We start from the raw sequence: 21,501 nt of genomic DNA, 5'->3' as shown, positions 1-21,501 counted from the left end.
TGATATAGCTCAGTTGGTAGAGCGCACCCTTGGTAAGGGTGAGGTCCCCAGTTCGAATCCGGGTATCAGCACCAGTTACAAAGCCAGTTTTGTTTGACTGCCATAGCGTTGTGGAACCACCTGATCCCATGCCGAACTCAGAAGTGAAACGCATCCGCGCCGATGATAGTGTGGCAGATGCCATGTGAAAGTAGGTCACAGTCAAACACTTATTATTAAGCCCCGCTCAATGAGCGGGGCTTTTTGCGTTTGTCTTGAAGACACGCTTAATGCTATTCGATGAGCACTGTCATGGAGTTTGATGCTGGTAATGCTCTATCATGGTGCTATGGACGGCAGAGGCTGGCCCGAGGCGGAAAAGAGTGATCAAGTTCACCTTTTTGCCGGGGGCTTTACTGCAAAATATGTCATAACTCGTATTTTATCTGCAAGTTAACAATGAGTCTTGTTTTGTTAAGCAGGTAATTTGGTTGCAGCAGTCAGAATAACTATGTGAGCAAAATGAACGATAAACAACAGCAGATAAATGTAAAAGACATTACCGCACCGATGCGTTCGCATCGGCCTACCGATGATGGTCATATTTATGTTCGGGCTCAAACCGGGCAATGGCAGAGGTTGCGCAAGTATCTGGGCTGGGTTCTGATGTCGATGTTCATCATCGGCCCCTGGCTGACCTGGAATGGCCGTCAGGCATTGTTGTTTGATGTTGAACAACAGCGATTTCAGATTTTTTCCACTACCATCTGGCCACAGGATCTGACCCTGCTGGCTCTGTTGCTAATGGTGTCTGCGTTTGCCTTGTTTTTTGTCACCACCTTTTTAGGGCGAGTCTGGTGTGGCTATGTGTGCCCGCAAACGGTATGGACCTTTATCTTTATCTGGTTTGAAGAAAAATTCGAAGGCAGTGCCAACAAGCGCCGCCAGCTGGATAAGGCGCCCTGGAGTTTTAATAAAATATGGCGCAAAAGTGCCAAGCATACAGCCTGGTTGCTGGTGTCGATATTAACCGGCTTTACCTTCATCGCCTATTTTGTGCCGGCTCAAGAACTTGCGCTTGCCATGCTGACCTTTTCCACCAGCTTCTGGGTGGGATTCTGGGTGCTGTTTTTTGCTTTCTGTACCTACGGCAATGCGGGCTGGATGCGGACCATAATGTGTACCCACATATGCCCTTATTCACGCTTTCAGTCGGCTATGTTCGATAAAGATACCTACACCGTTAGTTATGATGTTGCGCGTGGCGAAAGCCGGGGCCCTCGTCCTCGCAAGGCCGATCCCAAGGAGCTGGGTCTTGGAGACTGCATCGATTGCAACTTGTGCGTGCAGGTTTGTCCGGCCGGTATCGATATTCGTGATGGCTTGCAATACGAGTGTATTAACTGCGGTGCTTGTGTGGATGCCTGTGATCAGACCATGGATCGCATGGGGTATGAGCGCGGTTTGATCAGCTACACCACGGAACACAAGATGCGCCACAAGGAAACCCACGTGGCTCGCCCCAAGCTGATTGGTTATGGCACCGTCATGGTCATCATGTTGGCGGCTTTTGTGTATATGGCCTCAAGTATCATGCCGATGGGGGTTGAGATAATCCGTGACCGTAATCAGCTGTATCGGGAAACCAATGAAGGCCTGATAGAAAACACCTACACCATGAAAATCATGAACAAGACGCTGGATACCGAAACCTACCGTCTGGATGTGGAAGGGTTGGAGGATGTCGAGTGGATAGGTCCTCAAGAGGTGGTGATTCGTGGTGGTGAAATATTGAACCTGCCTATTAGTCTGGCGGCAGATTCATACCTGATATCGACGCCGGTTAAGGATATCACCTTTGTGATCACTCACACCGGGCTTGATAAAGACGACCCCAAGGCGGTCTTGCGTAACAAGAGCAAGTTCTTCAGTCCCATTAACTGATACTCTCAGAGAATGAATCACTCGGACCGTAGCTGTTGGCTGCGGTCTTTTTTTGGATGATTATGAATTATTATCAACTGACTCCCGATGCCATAGCCGACGCACTCATGAGCGTGGGTATTCATGTCGACTCTGGACTGATGGCATTAAACAGCTATGAAAATAGAGTGTACCGCTTTAAAAGCGATACCGACGGTCCCCTGGTTGCCAAGTTTTATCGTCCTCAGCGTTGGAGCCGGCAACAAATTCAGGAGGAGCACGACTTTTTGTTTGCCTCGGCAAACGCCGGAGTTCGAGTTGCCGTGCCACTCAAGCGGGAACAGAGCAGTATTTTTTCGTACAACAATATGTTGTTTGCGGTCTGGCCTGCCATTTCCGGCCGGCAGCTTGAAACGGATAATCTGGATCAACTGGAAGCCTTTGGAGAGCAGGTCGCTCGGTTGCATCAGGTGGGAGCGGGCCTCACTCTGACTCATCGTCCCCAGCTGACCACGGACGATTACCTGTTGCGCGCACGGGCGGTGCTACAGCAACAGGCGCAGATCCCCAAGACCTTAAGTGCCGCGTTTTTCAAGCAGCTGGATGCGGTAATAGAGAGAGCGTCTGCTTTGTACCAGCCCAGGCAACAACTGTCGATTCACTGTGACTGTCATGCCAGCAATATACTGTGGAATGATGGCCCCTGGCTGCTCGACTTCGATGATTGTCGCACCGGGCCGGCAGTACAGGATTTGTGGATGATGCTCAGCGGCAGTCGGCAGGAACAGTTAATGCAGCTGGATACACTGCTGGCGGGTTATGAAAACGTGCGCGAGTTTGATAACGCCGAGCTGGCGTTAATTGAGCCGCTGAGAGCCATGCGTATCGTTAATTATATGGCGTGGTTGGCCGCTCGCTGGTCTGATCCTGCGTTTCCGCTTAATTTTCCCTGGTTTAATACCGAAGAATATTGGCAGCAGCAGCTAGGGGTATTGGCAGAACAGTTACAACATCTCAATGCGGCACCTTTGTCCTTGACCTCTTGGAACTGATTACTTAACGTGAGTCAGCTATTACTGAATGGGATTGTTTATGAAAAAGTTTATGTTTGTCTTGTTTGCCCTGTTGGTGGCTCCACTGGCCAGCGCCGCCCCTGAATTTAAAGAGGGAGTGGAATACAAGGTGGTTCAGGATACGGCCAGCAGCAAGCCGGTCGTCACCGAATTTTTCTCTTATGTTTGTCCGCATTGTTATAGCTTTCAGCCACTGATGAACAAGCTGGAACAGCGTGTGCCCGATCTGATGTTGAAAAAAGTACCGGTTTCTTTTCTGGGCAGAGAAATGGGCCCGGTATTACAGCGAGCCTACGGCGCTGCTGTGCTGCTGAAGGTGGATGACCAGTTAACGCCTGTGATCTTCGACCGTATTCACCGACAGAAGAAAATGCCGAGTGATTTGGCCGACATCAAGGCGGTGTTTATTGCCAATGGCGTGGCAGAAAAAGACTTTGACGGTGTGATTAACAGTTTTGCGCTCAATGGCATGGTAGCCCAGTACGACAAGCTGACAGAGCGCTTTGAAGTGCATGGTACCCCGACCATAGTAGTCAAAGATAAATATGAATTGAATATGAGCGAAATTGGCTCGGAAGAACGTTTTTACCAGGTAGTGGAATACTTGCTGTCGGTTGACTAAAGCATGGGCCCACTATGATTGCATAGTGGGCCAACCCTATCTCAGGATGTCTGCTGCTTGGTTATCATGTGAACATTGGCATCGTGATTTTCCTGATGCGCTTCTTCTTGTTGCCGCCAATAGGTGTCAGGTAGCTGAAACAAGTAAAACTTGTCTCTGTGGTAGCCGCTGACAAACCCCATCCCCTTTAACGTCAGTTCATAATGAATGTCGTTTACAAACTCCTGACTGAAGTGTTGTCTGTTGGATAGCCGGGTAATGTCCTCTCTGGTGAGATAGACCCCTTTAGGTACATCTTTGAATTTGTCATGAAGCCAAGCGGCGAACTCCTTGGAACTCTTCATCGAATACTCCTTCTTACCGAGGCTGTTTACTTAGTTATAGCAGCTAATCGGTTTATCAAGATTGCAGTTGTTTTATGAGTCGGTCCATGGCGCGGTAGCCCAGTGCTTCTATCAAATGCGGGCGGCCAATTTTCTTCTCGTGTTCCAGATCGGCTATGGTTCTGGCGACCCGGATCAACTTGTGCCAGGCACGAATGGACAGCTTCATTTTGTGTAACGCCTGCTCTAAAAATTCTGCGTCAGCTTGTGATAACGGGCAAAACAGCTCTAGTTCTGCGGCACTGAGTCTGGCATTGGTTTTACCGGCACGTTGCAACTGCTGTTCTCTGGCTGCCAGTACTCGTTGGCGGATCTGTGCCGAGCCTTCGGCCTTGTCTCGCTTGCGGCTGAGCTCTCCGGGGGGGAGCAGGGGGATCTCGACCGACAAATCGAACCTGTCCAAAAAGGGCCCCGAGATTTTATTGAGGTAGCGAAGAATTTGCTCTGAGGAGCTGCGGCTATAGCCATCTTGATAATGGCCGCAAGGACTGGGATTCATGGCACCAATCAACTGAAAGCGGGCTGGGTAGGTGACGCTATGCGCTGCGCGGGCAATGGAGATAGTGCTGGTTTCCAGTGGCTCGCGCAGCGCATCCAATACCCGGCGTTCAAACTCGGTCAGCTCATCGAGAAACAAGACACCGTTGTGTGCCAAGGAAATTTCACCGGGTTTGGGATAACTGCCTCCGCCCACCAGCGCCACGGCAGAGGAGGAATGGTGGGGTTGGCGAAAAGCCCGCAAGCGCCAGTTCTCTGGCTCCAGGCTCACGCCGCTGATGGATCTGATTGCCGCTATCTCCAGTGCTTCTGCTTCGCTCATGGGAGGGAGCAAGCCGGGCAGACGACTCGCCAGCATGCTTTTACCTGTGCCCGGAGGGCCAAGCAGCAGCAGGTTATGCTCGCCTGCCGCGGCTATCTCCAGTGCGCGTTTACCGCCTTCCTGGCCGATCACATCGCACAGGTCGGCAACATGCTCGGGCTCTTGTATGGTGATGGGGTCGGGGGTTGCCAATTCCCCCTGTTGCCTTAACCAGGCGGTAATGGCTAACAGGTGGGGAGCCAGGCGAGCCGGGCTGGGCTGGATAACTCCAGCCTCGTGATTATTGGCCTCGGGCAGTATCAGTTGCCGTTCGTTGTCACGAGCGGCCAGCACCGCAGGCAGAGCGCCTTTGATCTGGCGCAGGGCTCCGGTTAGCGCCAGTTCCCCTAAAAACTCCAGTTGCTTGAGATGACTGGTGGGAATTTGCTCCGAAGCGGCGAGAATGGCGATGGCAATGGGCAGGTCGAAGCGGCCGCCTTCTTTCGGTAAATCGGCAGGCGCGAGGTTGACGGTAATGCGCCGGGCCGGGAATTCAAAGCCTGAATTTAGCAGCGCGCTGCGTACTCGGTCTCGCGCTTCCTTGACGGTGGTTTCTGGCAAGCCAACAATGTTGAAGGCCGGTAAGCCATTGGCGAGGTGGGCTTCCACGGTAACCAGGGGGGCTGCAACGCCCAGGCTGGCTCGAGCAAAAACAACGGCGAGTGACATCCCAGTCTCCCTGATATTTTATTTTTAATAATTAACTTTTATCAGCTTTTTTAACTACCTTTTTGTTACCCCATTTGGCCGGTTTTTTAATATTGTAAACAAGAAAGTCTTGTCTAGTTTAGCTCATCATGCTAGTTGTATAGCCAAGCTTGAGTCGAACGTTCTGGCTCGGCACCCTATTGAGTGATCGGTGATATGAATTTAATGGCACGTTTCGTCAACATTATTGTGGTCCTAGTGGTGATTATTAAATCTCCGCTCGGGGTACTTTGGTCTGACGATACGTAACATCACCGACAGACACAACGTAAAGCCCCCGAGCTAATCGCTCGGGGGTTTTTTTTTAACTGGATTTGGCGGCAACAGATGGACGGCAACAAAATGAATGGCGCACAGTATATTGTTCAGACATTAAAACAACAGGGAGTGACCCAGATCTTCGGTTACCCCGGCGGTGCCATTATGCCGCTCTACGACGCCCTGTATGACGGCGGGGTCGAACACCTGCTGTGTCGCCATGAGCAGGCAGCTGCATTGGCAGCTGTGGGCTATGCCAGAGCCAGTGGTCAGGTAGGTGTCTGTATGGCCACATCAGGCCCGGGCGCCACCAACCTGATCACCGGTCTGGCCGATGCCATGCTCGACTCCATTCCGCTGGTAGCCATTACCGGGCAGGTGCCAGTGGCGGCCATTGGCACCGATGCGTTCCAGGAAGTGGACGTACTGGGTATGTCATTGTCTTGTACCAAGCACTCCTACCTGGTCGAGAAGGCCGAGGACCTGGGAGCCGTGATTGCCGAAGCCTTTGAAGTGGCGCGCTCCGGCCGCCCGGGCCCCGTGTTGATCGATGTGCCCAAAAACGTGCAAGTGGCATTACTGGAGCCCAAGGCAACGCCGGTTTTCGAGACGGAACCCAATCCGCTGGACAGCGCAGCCCTGGCTCAAGCCCAGGCATTACTGGCCGAAGCCAAGCAGCCGATCTTATATGTGGGGGGTGGTGTTGGCATGGCCAATGCGGTCACAGAATTACGTGCTTTTGCCCGGCAAGCCGAGATACCCATGGTGACTACACTCAAAGGCATAGGCACTCTGGATCCGGATGATGAGCTGTTTTTAGGCATGCTGGGCATGCATGGCACAAAATCTGCAAATTTGGCTGTACAGCAGAGTGATCTGCTGTTGGTGGTGGGCGCGCGTTTTGACGACCGGGTGACCGGTAAGCTGGATGAATTTGCCGTTAATGCCAAGGTTATCCATCTTGATAAAGACGCCGCCGAATTTGGCAAGGTACGCCAGGCTCAGGTTAGTATCGACGCCGAGCTGGCGACCGTGCTCCCCCTGCTGCTTAACGCAACGCAGAACAAGCTGGATATCGATGATTGGCGCCGGCACTGCAAGGCCCTTAAGGCCGATTACGGCTGGCGTTACGATCACCCCGGCGAAGCTATCTATGCCCCCCTGATGCTCAAGCAGTTGAGCAGTGCCTTGCAGGATAGTGCCATGGTCAGCTGCGACGTGGGGCAGCATCAAATGTGGGTGGCCCAGCACATGCGCTTTACCAGCCCACGCAACCACCTGAGCAGCGCAGGATTGGGCACCATGGGCTTTGGCTTGCCTGCCGCCATTGGCGCCAAACTGGCACGGCCCGAAGATGAGTCGGTATTAGTGTCGGGCGACGGCTCCTTTATGATGAACGTGCAAGAACTGGGAACACTCAAGCGTGCCCAGCTGCCGGTAAAAATGGTGCTGCTCGACAATCAGCGCCTGGGCATGGTGCGCCAGTGGCAGGAGCTGTTCTTTGACGGCCGTTACAGTGAAACCATACTGACGGATAACCCCGATTTCGTGGCCATGGCCGCCGCCTTTAACATTCCCGGTGAAACCATCACCTGCAAGGCAGAGGTGGAGCCTGCCATACAGCGCATGCTGGCGGCGGATACCGCTTACTTATTGCATGTGCGTATTTCCGAGCAAGAGAACGTCTGGCCCCTGGTGCCGCCTGGCGTTGCCAACGACCAGATGATGGAGAGTAAATAATGAACCAGTATCAATTGCAGATAGCCGCCCAGTTTCGTCCTGAAGTACTCGAAAGAGTACTTCGCATGACCCGCCACCGCGGCTTTCGAGTCGATGAGATGGAAATGTCTACCCTGGATAATGGCCAGAGTCTTATGATTAACATGATGGTCACCAGTGACAGACCCATTACTCAGTTAAGCCGCCAACTGGAAAAACTGATGGACGTGACTCTGGTTCAGGTACAGGAGCTGGAGCTGCCGCTAAAAAAAACAGCGTGAGGGAATAATCCATGTCGACTGCAAAATACATCTGGTTCAATGGTAACTTGGTACCCTGGGAGCAGGCTCAGGTGCATGTAATGAGCCATGCACTGCATTACGGCTCTTCGGTATTTGAAGGCATTCGCGCCTACGACACCCCCAAGGGGCCCATGTTGTTCAGGCTGCAGGAGCATGTGCAGCGCCTGTTTGACTCTGCCAAAATTTATCGCATGCCGATCCCTTATACCCAGGCCGAACTGATCGAAGCCTGTCGGGTAGCGGTGAGCAAAAATGACCTGAACAGTGCGTATCTGCGCCCTCTGGTGTTTGTTGGCAATGTGGGACTGGGGCTGAATGCGCCTAAAGATGTGCCGTGCGATGTGATTGTTGCCGCCATACCCTGGGGCGCCTATTTGGGCGAGGAAGGGCTGGAGCAGGGCGTGGATGTCTGTGTGACCTCCTGGAACCGGCTCGCTCCCAATACCATGCCTACCGGTGCCAAGGCGGGGGGGAACTACCTGTCTTCCCAGCTGATCTCGGGCGAAGCCAGGCGTCATGGGTATGACGAGGGGATCTCGCTGGATGTGCACGGTCATTTGAGTGAAGGTGCCGGCGAAAACTTGTTCCTGATAAAGAACAAGGTGCTCTATACCCCACCGGTCACAGCCTGTATTCTGCCCGGTATTACCCGCGCGACCATGATGACGCTGGCGAAAGAGGCCGGGTATGAGGTACGCGAAGAAGCCATCGCGCGCGAGGCGCTGTATCTGGCCGATGAAATGTTCATGACAGGGACCGCCGCCGAGGTAACGCCGGTGCGCAGTGTTGACGGCATAGAGCTGGGGGCCGGTAAACGAGGCCCGATCACCACAGAACTGCAACAAGCCTTCTTTGGTCTGTTCGATGGTAGCACCCAGGACAAGTGGGGTTGGCTGACCCCGGTTAAAGATTGATTTTCGGATAAAGAGAAGGGCGCCACCAGATGGTGGCTCCCTGTATTACTCATTTGTTTTTACAGGAGTTTTAGAATGCCAAGGTATCGTTCCGCCACCACCACTCACGGCCGCAACATGGCCGGCGCCCGCGCCCTCTGGCGTGCCACCGGCATGACCGAAGAAGATTTCGGCAAGCCGATTATCGCCGTGGTCAACTCCTTTACCCAGTTTGTGCCGGGTCACGTACACCTGAAAGACATGGGTCAGCTGGTGGCGCGTGAAATCGAGGCTGCCGGTGGCGTAGCCAAGGAATTCAACACCATAGCCGTGGATGACGGCATCGCCATGGGCCATGGCGGCATGCTGTACAGCCTGCCCAGCCGGGATCTGATTGCCGACTCGGTCGAGTATATGGTCAATGCCCACTGTGCCGATGCCATGGTGTGTATTTCCAACTGCGACAAAATCACCCCCGGCATGCTGATGGCCGCACTGCGGGTGAATATTCCGGTGATTTTCGTCTCCGGTGGCCCCATGGAAGCGGGCAAGACCAAGCTCTCGGATCAAATCATCAAGCTGGATCTGGTCGATGCCATGATCCAGGGTGCCGACCCTACCGTATCCGACTCCCAGAGTGAGCAGGTTGAGCGTAGTGCCTGTCCGACCTGCGGCTCCTGCTCCGGCATGTTTACCGCCAACTCCATGAACTGCCTGACCGAAGCCCTGGGCCTGTCTCAGCCGGCCAACGGCTCTTTGCTGGCCACCCACGCGGATCGGGAGCAACTGTTCAAATCCGCCGGCCATCGCATCGTCGAGCTGACCAAGCGTTATTACGAGCAGGATGACGAGTCTGCCTTGCCGCGTAACATCGCCACCAAGGCCGCCTTCGAAAATGCCATGGTGCTGGATGTGGCCATGGGCGGTTCGACCAATACGGTACTGCACCTGCTGGCTGCCGCCCACGAAGCGGACGTCGACTTTACCATGGCCGACATCGACGCCTTGTCACGCAAGGTGCCTCAACTGTGTAAAGTTGCGCCGTCGACGCCCAAGTATCACATGGAAGACGTACACAGAGCCGGTGGTGTCATGGGCATTCTCGGCGAGCTGGACCGCGCCGGTCTGTTGCATACCGAGCTGCCGACCGTCATGGGCATGACCCTGGCCGAGCAGCTGGCCAAATATGATGTGATGGTCACCGAAGACGAAGCGGTCAAAACCATGTTCCGCGCCGGACCGGCCGGTATTCGTACCACCAAAGCCTTCAGCCAGGATTGCCGCTGGCCGACCCTGGACGATGACAGAGCCGAAGGCTGTATTCGCAACCTGGAGCATGCCTACAGTCAGGAAGGTGGCCTGGCGGTGTTATCCGGCAACCTGGCCGTTGACGGTTGTATCGTGAAAACTGCCGGCGTATCCGACGATAACCTGGTATTCCGTGGCCCAGCGCGCATTTTTGAAAGTCAGGATACGGCGGTAGAAGGTATTCTGGGTGGGGAAGTGAAAGCCGGCGAGGTAGTGGTTATCCGCTACGAAGGCCCCAAAGGTGGCCCGGGCATGCAGGAAATGCTCTATCCCACCACTTACCTCAAGTCCATGGGGCTGGGAACCCAATGCGCGCTGATCACCGACGGTCGCTTCTCCGGCGGTACCTCCGGGCTGTCCATCGGTCATGTCTCGCCCGAGGCGGCCAACGGCGGCACCATAGGTCTGGTGCAGAACGGCGATATCATCGACATCGACATTCCGGGCCGCCGCATTCAGCTGGAAGTGTCCGAGCAGGAGCTGGCAGCCCGCCGTGAAACCATGGACGCCAAAGGCGAGCAGGCCTGGCGCCCGGTTGACCGCGAGCGGGAGGTGTCCTTCGCCCTGCGCGCCTATGCCTCTCTGGCCACCAGCGCCGACAAGGGTGCGGTACGCGACATCAGCAAGCTGGGGGGGTAAGGATGGCACAACCGGCATTGAAAGAGGCCGCCAAACTGCGGTCGGCGACCGAGTATCTACGCAGTATCCTGCTGTCTCCTGTGTATGAGGCGGCACGGGTGACTCCCTTGTCGCCGCTCAAGAAAATATCCGAGCGGCTGGGTCATTCGGTCTCGCTGAAACGGGAAGACATGCAACCAGTGCATTCTTTCAAGCTACGGGGTGCCTACAATAAAATTGCCCAGTTAAGTCCGGAGCAGCAGCAGGCCGGGGTTATCGCCGCCTCGGCCGGCAACCATGCCCAGGGGGTGGCCCTGTCGGCCGCCAAGCTGGGCATAGATGCCACCATAGTGATGCCAACGATAACGCCGGATATCAAGATAGAATCGGTGCGCCGTTTCGGTGGCACGGTGATACTGCATGGCAGTAACTTCGACGAAGCCTATGCCCGTTGCCTGGAGCTGGCACAAGAGCATAACCTGACCCTGATCCCGCCCTTCGACGACGAAGACGTGATCGCCGGTCAGGGCACCATAGGGCGAGAACTGCTGGAGCAGGATACCCGCCTGACCCATGTGTTTGTGCCGGTGGGCGGTGGTGGCCTGGCAGCCGGGGTGTCGGTCTACATCAAGCAGCTGTTGCCCCAGGTCAAGGTGATCGGCGTCGAGTCCGAGGGCTCGGCCTGCTTGAACGCGGCGCTCAAGGCCGGGGAAATTGTCACTCTGGACCGGGTCAGCACCTTTGCCGACGGGGTAGCGGTGAAGCGTATGGGAGTCGAGACCTTTCGCCTGTGCCGGGAGTATCTGGACGGGGTGATCACGGTCACCTCCGACGAGATCTGCGCCGCACTCAAGGATATCTTCGAAGATACCCGCGCCATCGCCGAGCCTTCCGGTGCGCTGGCGCTGGCCGGGCTGAAGAAGTACAGCCAGGCCGGAGATTACTCCCATGCCCGCATGGCAGCGGTGCTCAGTGGTGCCAACGTCAATTTCCATTCCCTGCGTTATGTCTCCGAGCGTTGCGAGCTGGGCGAGAAGCGGGAAGGGGTGCTGGCAGTCACTATCCCCGAACGCAAGGGCGCCTTTCTGGAGTTTTGCGAGGTACTCGGCAACCGCATGGTCACCGAGTTCAACTATCGTTATTCATCGGAAGACAAGGCCGCGTTGCTGGTGTCGGTACGGCTCAGCGACGGTGACCGGGAGCTGGCCCAGATCATGATGGAGCTGGAGCAGGCCGGGTATCCGGTGGCCAACATGACCGACAACGATCTGGCCAAGTCCCACGTGCGTTACATGGTCGGTGGCCGGCCTCCCAAGGCACTGCATGAGCGGCTGTACAGCTTCCGCTTTCCGGAGCAGCCGGGCGCGCTGATGCGTTTTCTGCATACTTTGGGTACGCGCTGGAACATCAGCCTGTTTCACTATCGCAACCACGGTGCCGAATTCGGCCGGGTACTCTGTGCCTTCGAATTGCCCGATGCGGATCTGGCGTCCTTCGAGCGGCATCTGGCCGAGCTGGGCTACCGCTGGGATGAAGTGACTCAGGATCCGGCCTATCAGTTTTTTCTGGCTCACTGATGGTCATGCCAAACAGATTAAATAGCTGGTTTGGTTGCGCTGCAAAGGTCGGATAAAGGGCCAGCTCCGCCGACTCGCTTCAAGCACATCCATGTGACGCTCAGCACATGACATCCCTGTCATGTGATGGTCGGTGGAGCTGGTCCCTTTATCCTCCCCGATGCCTGGGAGCCGCCTGTTGGCATCGTCTACAGAGAGCCCGGTGCGTGAGAAGAGGTAAACAAAGAAAGGCGACACGACCATTCGGATGGTCGTGTCGCCTTTTTTATTCGCATATCACTGGTAGTCTGTCTGAAAACCAGTGATACAGCCTGTGATCAAATCTGAGTCACGCTTATACGGCGGGAGGGGTGCCTTCGGCGTTGGAAATAACGGCGTCAATTTGTACCAGGGCATCCATAGGGATGGCCGAAACACCCACCGTGGTTCTTGCAGGCAGATCGCCCTGGAAGAAGGAGGTGTAAATGCCGTTTATGGCGTCGATATCCGCGATGTTTTGCAGCTGGATATTGATTTTAACCGCATCGTCCATCACGTGGCCGATACTTTCCACTATGGCCTTGATGTTGTTAAGACACTGCTCGGCCTGCTCTGTTACACCCCCCGCGACCAGCTCACCTGTTTTGGGATCCAGGGGTAACTGGGCGGATATGTGGTTGTAATGGGAGAAGGCGACCGTTTGGGTAGACAGCGCACACTTGGGAGCCTGGTCGGTATTGTTTGCCTTGATGACGATACCATGTCGGTCTTCAACTGCCTGGGGCGGGGTGCCATCACCGTGTGACACGACGGCATCAATTTGTACCAGAGCGTCCATGGGCAGGGCGGAGGCGGCAATAATGGTCCGGGCTGGCACGTAGGCCAGGGTTCTGGCGATGGCCGAGTCCGGGAAAAAGGTGGTATAGACGCCGTTGACGGCGTCAATGTCCGCAAGGTCTTTCAGGAAGATGTTGACCTTGACGATATCGTCAAAGGGCACATCGATGCTTTCCAGAATGGCCTTGATGTTCTTCAGGCACTGGGCGGTTTGCTCTGTTACCCCACCCGCTACCAGCTCACCCGTTTTTGGGTCCACAGGTAATTGAGCGGAAATATTGTTGTAATGAGAAAAAGCCACTGTGTGGGTAGAAGTCGGGCTGACAGGTGCATTTTCCGTGTTTTTGGCCACTTTAACCAGGTCGCAAGGCGCTTGGGGAGTGGTGCCTTCACCGTTCGAGATCAGGGCATCCACCTGCAGCAAGGCGCCATCCAGCGGCAAGGCATCGACTGCCACTGTCGTCCGTACGGGCAGGTAATCCTGGAAGAAGCCGGCATAGACGGCATCGACCGCATCCATGTCCGCGATGTTTTTCAGGAAGATATTGATTTTAACCACATCGTCCATCACATGGCCGATACTTTCCACTATGGCCTTGATGTTCTCAAAGCACTGTTTTGCCTGCGCACTGATATCTGCGGCCTCAAGGTCACCGGTTTCCGGGGAAACGGGCAACTGGGCCGAGATGTTATTGTAATGAGAGAAGGCCACGGACTGTGTGGATACGGCACTGATGGGCGCCTTTTCCGTGTTGATTGAACGCTTGATAATAACGCTACTCATATCGATATCATTCCTGTTTGAAAGAGCGCTGACGGAATGTCAGCGTGACTCGGTTCCACCGTCTGCCTGTTTGGCCCATTTAGAGCGGGTAAAGGTTCAGAACGGGGCCTATAAACTTAAAAAGCCGTGCGAAGTCCGCACGGCTTTTTGGACTTGCCCTTACGGGCAGCTTACTGTTTCAACGGGATCAGCCGGCGGCCAACACACCACCAATGACGGCAACCACGCCACCCAGGGCACGGGTAATGCGGTTATCGGCTTTCTGCATGGCAGCACCCAGGTAACGGCCGGCAAAGGTAATGGCCAGGGTGGCGATGACGAAACCGGCCATGTAAGACATCAGGCTGGCGCCAGTCTCCATTTCGGTACCGTGAGCGTAGCCGTGGGTAATCATGAACAGGGCGACCAGGGTGCCGCCAACGGCGGTGGGCAGCTTGGCCATGGTGGCGATCAGCACACCGGCCAGCAGGACCGACATGGCGATGCCGAGTTCCACACCGGCCAGGCTCAGGCCGCCCCAGGCCAGGGCTGCACCCACTACCATGCCACCCACTACAAACAGGGGGGCACCATTTTTCATGGTGGTGCTCTGGCGGAAGCTCCAGAAGCCGATGGCGGCCATGGCCAGCAGGTGGTCAAGGCCCATCATGGGGTGCAGCAGACCATTAAGAAACGCGTTGTGGGTATGCAGTATGCCATGGCCGGGGTGGGCAGAGGCGGCGGTGGCGGTCAGCATCAGGCCCACTGCCATCAGCAACTTGGTCATTTTGTTCATGGTGTTCTCCGTTAATGTACGCTGTTTGTTATTGGATTATTGACTGTTTTTAACTGGACCCGAGTGCTCAGTTGATGCTGCCGGGTTTGCCGGGACGGCGCTCGGGCAACATGCCCTGCTTCAGAATGAAGCTGATAATTTCTTCCAGACCAACGCCGTCGTACAGGTTGGCGAAGATGAAGGGGCGCTCGCCGCGCATTTTCTTGGAGTCCCGCTCCATGATGTCCAGCGAGGCATGCACGTATTCGGCGATGTCGATCTTGTTGATGATCAGCAGGTCCGACTTGGTGATACCGGGGCCACCCTTGCGGGGTATCTTGTCGCCGGCGGAGACGTCGATCACGTACAGGGTCAGGTCGGACAGCTCCGGGCTGAAGGTGGCTGCCAGGTTGTCGCCACCGGACTCCACCAGCACCAGTTCCAGATCCGGGTGACGGCTTTGCAGATCATCAATCGCCGCCAGGTTCATGGAGGCATCTTCGCGGATGGCGGTGTGCGGGCAGCCACCGGTTTCCACGCCAAGAATGCGATCCGCCGGCAGGGCGTCGTGCTTCAGCAGAAAGTCGGCATCTTCACGGGTGTAGATGTCGTTGGTGACCACGGCAATGTTGTAGTGGTCTTTCAGCGCCTTGCACAACTGGCGCAACAGGGCGGTTTTGCCGGAGCCCACTGGGCCACCGACGCCTACACGTAAACAATGTTTCATTAATATCTTTCCTTTTATCAGCTTATGAGGTCGATGCGGTCAGCTTCGGAATAATCTTGAATACTGGGTTTCATGCTGGGCGCTGCCGAGGGCCAGCCCCGGCAGAATCGGGCCCAGTTGCTCGTCGGTTAATGCCAGCGCGCTTTCAACGGCGGCCACCATCCGGGGACGCAACTGCTCGTTCAGGCGCTGCGCGGCGGTATGCCCCAGGGGCATGGCCTTGCAGGCCACCGCCAGCTGGTTTTCCAGCCAGCCCCAGACAAAACCGAGCAGGGTCTGGCGCACAGGCACCTGCCGCTGGTGTGCCGCCCAGGCAAACACGGTGACGTAACCGGGCTCTTCCGGCAGTGGGGCATGCCCCAGCTCGGCCTGAGGTTGCAGCGACAGGCTGGTGAGCAAGCGGATCAAGGCCAGCCCCAAACGCGTGTCTTCATCGCTGAGTTCGGCGGTTTCGCGGTTGGCGTGCAGCCAGTCGTTCCAGAATGCCAGCCCCTCGCCATCGCCCTTGGCCCAGCAGTTCTGCAGCCGTGTCAGCACGGGTAATTCGCAGCGGGTCAGGCCATCGTCGAGAACCCCTTCCAGCCACTCGCCCAGCTCCTGCTCGTTACGTACCCAGCCCAGCTCGAAGGCGCTTTCCAGGCCCTGGGACCAGGCGAAGGCACCAATCGGCAGGGCCGGGCTGATCAGTTGCATCAGCCCCAGCAGTGCCAGATCACTGGCCACGACTGGCTGGCTCTCAGTGTGCATGATTATGGTCGTCGTCATGAGAGTGCCCATGGGAGTGATCGTGATCATGCCCGTGAGAGTGGCCATGTCCATGGCTGTGAGAGTGCCCGTGACCATGAGAGTGAGCGTGCTCACGACCGGCCTGTGCGTAAGCACCGGATTCCGGATCAAACGGCGCCTCGTGGTGGCTCAGGGTGGCGCCCAACAGCTCTGCCAGCTCTTCCAGCACGTGGTCCGGCGGGAAGCGTACCCAGTGGCGGCCGTCCGCGTCTGCGCCCAGGGCGAGGGACACGTGGCGATTACCCAGGTGGTAGCACAGTCGTGCCAGCGGCAGACCGTTTTCGATGTAGGCGGTGGCGACCGGCTCGTCGGCGGCACAAACACGGATCACTTCGCCGCTGCTGGCCTGCAACAGGTCGCCGTGACGCAGCACGGGGCCACGGTCGAGGAAGAGGCCGACATCGCGGCCGTTATCGGTCACGGCCTTCAGGCGGCCACGAATGCGCAGCTCATAGGGCAAGGTCAGGGTATCCTGCACCTCGGCCTGAGTGTTGCTGTCGATTCTCTTTGTTAATTCAAGCATTTAGATGTCCTTGCAAACGGTTCAAAACAGGTGGTAACGCTGGGCCAGTGGCACTTCAGACAGGGGCTCACAGGTCAGCAGAACGCCGTCGGCGTGCACCTCGTAGGTTTGCGGGTCCACCGTCAGTTTTGGACAGGCGTCGTTCAGCTTCATATCGGCCTTACGCACCTGGCGGACATTTTTCACCGGCACCAGGGGGCTCTTCAGACCCAGCTTTTCTTCCAGTCCGGTGTTCATGGCCGCCTGGCTGACGAAGGTCATCCGGGTTGCCGCTGCCGCCCGACCATAGGCGCCAAACATGCGGCGGTAGTGCACCGGCTGTGGCGTGGAGATGGAACCGTTCGGATCACCCATGGCCGCACCGGCGATCATGCCGCCTTTAACGATGAGCTCTGGCTTGACCCCGAAGAAAGGGGGCCGCCACAACACCAGATCCGCCAGCTTGCCGATTTCGATGGAGCCAACTTCGTGGCCAACACCGTGGGTGATCGCCGGGTTGATGGTGTATTTGGCGACATAGCGCTTCACCCGGAAGTTGTCGGTTCCCCGCTCCTGATCTTCCGGCAGCAGGCCTCGCTGCAGGCGCATCTTGTGCGCGGTCTGCCAGGTGCGGCACACCACTTCACCAATGCGACCCATGGCCTGGGAATCCGACGAGATCATCGAAATCACGCCCATGTCGTGGAGGATATCCTCGGCGGCGATGGTTTCGCGGCGGATGCGTGAATCCGCAAAGGCCACGTCTTCCGGAATGTTCGGATCTAGGTGGTGGCATACCATCAGCATGTCGAGGTGCTCATCGACGGTGTTGATGGTGTAGGGGCGCGTCGGGTTGGTGGACGACGGCAGTACGTTGGGCAGCGCACAGGCGGTAATGATATCGGGCGCGTGGCCGCCCCCGGCACCTTCGGTGTGGTAGGTGTGAATACACCTGTCCTTGAAGGCGTCCAGGGTGTCTTCCACAAAGCCGGACTCGTTCAGGCTGTCGGCATGAATGGCGATCTGGATGTCGTAGCGATCGGCCACGTCCAGCGCATTGCTGATGGAGGCCGGCGCGGCGCCCCAGTCTTCGTGAATTTTCAGGCTCATGGCCCCGGCCTTGACCTGCTGTTCCAGTGCCTCTGGGGTACTGGCGCTACCCTTGCCGAGAAAGCCGATGTTGATCGGCAAATCATCCACCGCCTGCATCATCTTGCCCAGGTGCCAGGGGCCGGGGGTGTGAGTGGTCGCGGTGGAGCCGGTCGCCGGCCCGGTGCCGCCACCTATCATGGTAGTCAGGCCACTCATCAGGGCTTCGTCGACCTGCTGCGGGCAGATGTAGTGCACGTGGGTATCGACCCCACCCGCAGTAAGAATGCGGCCTTCACCGGCGATGATTTCGGTACCGGCACCGATCACTATGTCAACATCGGGCTGGGTATCCGGGTTACCGGCCTTGCCGATGGCGGCGATGCGGCCATGCTTCAAGCCCACATCGGCCTTAACGATGCCCCACCAGTCGATGATGATGACGTTGGTGATCACAGTGTCCATGACGGCATCGTCACAACGCTGGCTCTGACCCATGCCATCACGAATGACCTTACCGCCACCGAACATGACTTCTTCGCCGTAATGGGTATGGTCGTGTTCTATTTCGATCCACAATTCGGTATCGCCCAGGCGGATCCGGTCACCGGTGGTCGGGCCATACATGTCCGCATAGGCTTGACGGGAAATCCTCATTTTGCTGCTCCCTTCTTCGGGTTCTTGTCCAGAGGTCCCATGACCTCGCCACGAAAGCCGTAGATGTGGCGCCGGCCGGAATACGGGATCAGGGGAACATCGCGGGTCTGGCCCGGCTCGAAACGAATGGCCGTGCCTGCCGCAATTCCCAGGCGATGGCCATAGGCTTTTTTGCGATCAAAGCGTAATGCCGGGTTGGTCTCGGCAAAGTGATAATGGGAGCCGACCTGTACCGGGCGGTCGCCGGTGTTGGCGACACTGATGGTGATGCTGTCACGACCGACGCACAGTTCGATGTCACCGTCTTGCAGCTGATATTCACCGGGGATCATGGCGAGCCTCCTCAGACAATGGGGTGATGAACGGTGACCAGCTTGGTCCCGTCGGGAAAGGTGGCTTCAACCTGCACATCCTGGATCATCTCGGGCACGCCCTCCATGACGTCGTCACGGGTCAGCACTTCACGGCCGGCACTCATCATGTCCGCCACGGTGCGGCCTTCGCGGGCACCTTCCATAATGAAGCAACTGATCAGGGCAATCGATTCAGGGTAGTTCAGCTTGAGGCCTTTGGCCTTGCGGCGCTCGGCAAGCAGGCCCGCAGTAAACAACAGCAACTTGTCTTTATCTCTTGGTGTTAATTCCATCGCTAACTCCGTAGTCGTCGACGTTCTATATAGATGGCCTATGCCATGGAACAAGCATAGGCGCTGATCGGCGCCAAAGCAGGTGCTTTGTCGTGAATAATCAGGTCAACCAGATCCGGGGCACGGTGGCCTGGTGTCCGGTCAGCCGGGGGCGCAGAATGACACGCGCCTGCTGAAACAAGTCCCATACTTCGTTGCGTTCATGGCCGAGGTAGCGAACCAGCAGCACGCCACGGCGATAGGTTGCCGCCCAGCGACAACTGGCGGGCAGCTGGGCCCGCAGCGCCTGGATGGCGTCGGCGGGATCGGCCAGGCCCATCGCCCATAGGGTCGCATGAACAGTGGCACCGCCCTGGCCCCACTTACCGGTGAACCGGCGATGGTTGGGGTCCAGAGACTGGCGCTCCAGCCACAGGGGGCGGCCATTACGGGTTACCTGAAAGTGTTGCTCGAGGTGGCCGGTGGCAAACGGTAGCTCGCTGGCGGGGCGGCCCAGGCCAAGAATTTCCCAGCCCAGACATTTGGCGTTGTCTTCCAGCTCTATGTTGAAGGTTTGTCGGCCACGGGAGCCGTCGAAGGCCAGCGTCTCCTGGGGCAGCCACTCCAGGGTGGCGCCATCAGCCACTTTCAGGTGGGTGTGCTGAGTCCAGGCGACGCCGTTACTGTCGGCTTTGTAGAGCTTGTTGGCAGCAGGGGTGGTTAACAAGGCGTGAGCACCTGCTGCCACTGTGACATCAACGTTGAGCTCATCACCACTGACCAGGCCACCGGGGGGGTGTAACAGATACACATGACAACAGCCGTCACGGCCTTCCGGGTAAAAGGGGCGCTGCACGCGCAAGGGCCCACAGTGACGAGCCTTGATCATGCTGGTGATGGTGGTATCACCGGCCGTACGAACACCAAACCCCAGTGTTAAAGAGGCCGCCCAGTGGCGGCCGGCATCAAAGCGATGCCCAGAATCCACAGCTGCCCGTTGCTTTACGGGCATACAAGAGAGAGTCGTCATGCCATCGAACACCTTTTTATGATCCCAACACAGCACCGTCGCCGATTCCTCAGCCGATTTTCCTGACAGGCAGGACTATAAGCTGAAGATAGCAGAATGATCCCGAACGTCTACGCGCACAGGTACAGGTCAGGTTGACGGAGTCGGCTTGTCAGCCGCCGCAGGTTATCAGCTTGCGAGCATTGATTGCTTGAAAAATGTAAAACTGATTTAGATAAAATTCGTATACAGATTAGGGCGGAGACGAACGTCTCTGGGTGTGTATGCCAATTTGAGGAACTCAAAGGCCTGAAAATACAGACTTTTCGAACCACCAGCTGTGCCCTGTGCCGATTATATCGCAGTGAAAAAAAACCGTCTAGCCTCAAGGGCACAATTCGGGAAAATTATTTTAATTTTATTTCCGTCACACCAGACCGATGATGGGCGAACCCGATCAGAGTGGTGAAAGGCGGGGTGTTAAGCCATGCGGTGGTTGCGGTCTTTGGGATAAGATACCGACGGCGCCGGTTGTGTTTGGCTATGGGCCGCGGAATCTGTTATGACCGGATTAATACTATATGACCAACAGGGAGAGGGATGAATGAAACTGGGTTTTATCGGCATAGGGTTGATGGGCAAGCCAATGACGCAGCGTTTGCTGCAGGCCGGCTTTGAGGTAACGGTATGGAACCGCAGCCCAGACAAGCTGACCGAAGTGAAAGCCGCGGGGGCCCGGGTGGCGAACAGCATCGGCGAGCTGGTCGAGCAGGTGGATGTGGTGCTGTTGTGTCTGGCCAATACGGCAGTGGTAGAAGCTGTGGTATTTGGTGCCGGTGGCGTAGCGGAGTCTGGTCGAGCCGGTCAGTTGCTGGTGGACTTTTCCAGCTCCGACCCGGAAGCTACCCGGGACTTTGCCGCCCGGCTTGATGCGCAGTGTGGCATGGGCTGGGTCGACTCGCCGGTGTCCGGTGGTGTGGCGGGTGCCGAGCAAGGCTCGCTGGCCATCATGTGTGGGGGAGAGACCGCCGACATAGAGCGTATTCGGCCGCTGCTGGCGCCCTTGTCACAACGCGCTACCCACATGGGCCCCGTTGGGGCCGGCCAGGTCACCAAGGTCTGCAATCAGATGATAGTGGGCTGTAACCTGATGGTGCTGGCCGAAATGATGGCGCTGGCCAAAGCCAGTGGCGTGGACGCCGACAAGATCCCCGAGGCGCTGGCCGGCGGCTTTGCCGACTCCACCCCCATGCAGATCACCGGCCCCCTGATGGCGGCGGAGTCCGACCCGGATCCCAGGTGGCATGTCCGTACCCTGCTCAAGGATCTGGACATGGCGGTGGCGCAAAGCCAACGCCAGGGCAGTGCCACCCCCATGTCGGGGCTGGCTGCGCAACTGATGCGTCAGCACGGCAGCAAGGGCTACCTGGAGCGGGATCCCGCGACCCTGATCAAGTTATACCAAACAGATTAAATAGCAGATCTATTTTCTTGCTCTATAAAGGTCGGATAAAGGGCCTCCTCCACCGA

At 56.8% G+C, this 21,501-nt stretch carries 20 protein-coding genes and 1 rRNA gene; 10 read left to right on the top strand and 11 right to left on the bottom strand.

From position 1 onward, the window contains the following. Window positions 1-92: 92 nt before the first annotated feature. From rrf to ACN0VL_RS14095, 4 genes are all read left to right on the top strand, one after another. Window positions 93-207: ribosomal RNA gene (gene rrf / locus ACN0VL_RS14110) — 5S ribosomal RNA — on the top strand. 342 nt (window positions 208-549) lie between these two features. Then, window positions 550-1,923, top strand: a complete 1,374-nt coding sequence (gene ccoG, locus ACN0VL_RS14105; protein WP_417618447.1) for a cytochrome c oxidase accessory protein CcoG — start codon at window positions 550-552, stop codon at window positions 1,921-1,923. Window positions 1,924-1,979: 56 nt separating this feature from the next. Next, on the top strand, window positions 1,980-2,954 hold the full coding sequence (locus ACN0VL_RS14100) for a serine/threonine protein kinase (RefSeq protein WP_417618441.1): 975 nt from the start codon (window positions 1,980-1,982) through the stop codon (window positions 2,952-2,954). Window positions 2,955-2,994: 40 nt separating this feature from the next. Further along, window positions 2,995-3,597: a thiol:disulfide interchange protein DsbA/DsbL gene (locus ACN0VL_RS14095; protein ID WP_417618440.1), complete on the top strand. Its 603-nt coding sequence runs from the start codon at window positions 2,995-2,997 to the stop codon at window positions 3,595-3,597. Window positions 3,598-3,638: 41 nt separating this feature from the next. Here the strand turns inward: ACN0VL_RS14095 and ACN0VL_RS14090 are convergent, their stop codons facing one another. Further along, the gene (locus tag ACN0VL_RS14090; protein ID WP_417618438.1) at window positions 3,639-3,941 is read right to left on the bottom strand and encodes a hypothetical protein; all 303 of its coding nucleotides are present in this window, start codon (window positions 3,939-3,941) and stop codon (window positions 3,639-3,641) included. A 55-nt stretch (window positions 3,942-3,996) separates the two neighbouring features. Continuing rightward, window positions 3,997-5,508, bottom strand: a complete 1,512-nt coding sequence (locus tag ACN0VL_RS14085; RefSeq protein WP_417618436.1) for a YifB family Mg chelatase-like AAA ATPase — start codon at window positions 5,506-5,508, stop codon at window positions 3,997-3,999. 381 nt (window positions 5,509-5,889) lie between these two features. Here ACN0VL_RS14085 and ilvG point away from each other — a divergent pair, with 381 nt between their 5' ends. The 5 genes from ilvG to ilvA all read left to right on the top strand — a co-directional run bounded on the left by ilvG (window position 5,890) and on the right by ilvA (window position 12,222). Beyond that, window positions 5,890-7,545 (top strand): acetolactate synthase 2 catalytic subunit, encoded by a 1,656-nt coding sequence (ilvG, locus tag ACN0VL_RS14080; protein WP_417618445.1) that lies wholly within the window; start codon window positions 5,890-5,892, stop codon window positions 7,543-7,545. Continuing rightward, a complete protein-coding gene (ilvM, locus tag ACN0VL_RS14075) occupies window positions 7,545-7,805 on the top strand; it encodes an acetolactate synthase 2 small subunit (protein WP_417618434.1) in 261 nt (86 codons plus the stop codon). Before ilvG ends, ilvM begins: the two co-directional genes overlap by 1 nt. Before the next feature lie 11 nt (window positions 7,806-7,816). Continuing rightward, entirely contained in the window at window positions 7,817-8,740 is a 924-nt protein-coding gene (locus ACN0VL_RS14070) for a branched-chain amino acid transaminase (RefSeq protein WP_417618432.1), read from the top strand. 75 nt (window positions 8,741-8,815) lie between these two features. Continuing rightward, window positions 8,816-10,666, top strand: coding sequence for a dihydroxy-acid dehydratase (gene ilvD / locus ACN0VL_RS14065; protein ID WP_417618430.1), 1,851 nt, complete (start codon window positions 8,816-8,818; stop codon window positions 10,664-10,666). A 35-nt stretch (window positions 10,667-10,701) separates the two neighbouring features. After that, window positions 10,702-12,222 (top strand): threonine ammonia-lyase, biosynthetic, encoded by a 1,521-nt coding sequence (ilvA, locus tag ACN0VL_RS14060; protein ID WP_417618443.1) that lies wholly within the window; start codon window positions 10,702-10,704, stop codon window positions 12,220-12,222. A gap of 334 nt (window positions 12,223-12,556) precedes the next feature. Here the strand turns inward: ilvA and ACN0VL_RS14055 are convergent, their stop codons facing one another. The 9 genes from ACN0VL_RS14055 to ACN0VL_RS14015 all read right to left on the bottom strand — a co-directional run bounded on the left by ACN0VL_RS14055 (window position 12,557) and on the right by ACN0VL_RS14015 (window position 19,950). Continuing rightward, entirely contained in the window at window positions 12,557-13,822 is a 1,266-nt protein-coding gene (locus ACN0VL_RS14055; RefSeq protein ID WP_417618428.1) for a Rid family hydrolase, read from the bottom strand. A 187-nt stretch (window positions 13,823-14,009) separates the two neighbouring features. Then, a complete protein-coding gene (locus ACN0VL_RS14050) occupies window positions 14,010-14,597 on the bottom strand; it encodes a HupE/UreJ family protein (RefSeq protein ID WP_417618426.1) in 588 nt (195 codons plus the stop codon). A 67-nt stretch (window positions 14,598-14,664) separates the two neighbouring features. After that, window positions 14,665-15,303 (bottom strand): urease accessory protein UreG, encoded by a 639-nt coding sequence (ureG, locus tag ACN0VL_RS14045; protein ID WP_417618424.1) that lies wholly within the window; start codon window positions 15,301-15,303, stop codon window positions 14,665-14,667. A gap of 39 nt (window positions 15,304-15,342) precedes the next feature. Continuing rightward, window positions 15,343-16,068, bottom strand: coding sequence for an urease accessory protein UreF (locus tag ACN0VL_RS14040; protein ID WP_417618422.1), 726 nt, complete (start codon window positions 16,066-16,068; stop codon window positions 15,343-15,345). After that, window positions 16,040-16,612 (bottom strand): urease accessory protein UreE, encoded by a 573-nt coding sequence (gene ureE / locus ACN0VL_RS14035; protein WP_417618420.1) that lies wholly within the window; start codon window positions 16,610-16,612, stop codon window positions 16,040-16,042. Before ureE ends, ACN0VL_RS14040 begins: the two co-directional genes overlap by 29 nt. A gap of 21 nt (window positions 16,613-16,633) precedes the next feature. Beyond that, the gene (gene ureC / locus ACN0VL_RS14030; protein ID WP_417618418.1) at window positions 16,634-18,337 is read right to left on the bottom strand and encodes an urease subunit alpha; all 1,704 of its coding nucleotides are present in this window, start codon (window positions 18,335-18,337) and stop codon (window positions 16,634-16,636) included. Then, window positions 18,334-18,669 carry an urease subunit beta gene (locus tag ACN0VL_RS14025; protein ID WP_417618416.1) on the bottom strand — a complete coding sequence of 112 codons (336 nt, stop codon included), beginning with the start codon at window positions 18,667-18,669 and terminating at the stop codon, window positions 18,334-18,336. The genes ureC and ACN0VL_RS14025 overlap by 4 nt, the downstream gene beginning before the upstream one ends. A gap of 11 nt (window positions 18,670-18,680) precedes the next feature. Further along, window positions 18,681-18,983, bottom strand: a complete 303-nt coding sequence (ureA, locus tag ACN0VL_RS14020) for an urease subunit gamma (protein WP_208006432.1) — start codon at window positions 18,981-18,983, stop codon at window positions 18,681-18,683. A 100-nt stretch (window positions 18,984-19,083) separates the two neighbouring features. Then, window positions 19,084-19,950, bottom strand: coding sequence for an urease accessory protein UreD (locus tag ACN0VL_RS14015; RefSeq protein WP_417618414.1), 867 nt, complete (start codon window positions 19,948-19,950; stop codon window positions 19,084-19,086). 625 nt (window positions 19,951-20,575) lie between these two features. Between ACN0VL_RS14015 and ACN0VL_RS14010 the strand changes: the two genes are divergently transcribed. After that, complete coding sequence (locus tag ACN0VL_RS14010; protein WP_417618412.1) at window positions 20,576-21,445, top strand: NAD(P)-dependent oxidoreductase; 870 nt, start codon at window positions 20,576-20,578, stop codon at window positions 21,443-21,445. Window positions 21,446-21,501 lie beyond the last annotated feature (56 nt).

The organism is Oceanisphaera sp., from assembly GCF_048268965.1.
In the GTDB taxonomy this organism is placed as follows: Bacteria; Pseudomonadota; Gammaproteobacteria; order Enterobacterales; family Aeromonadaceae; genus Oceanimonas.
This window is presented reverse-complemented; position numbering and strand designations above follow the sequence as displayed.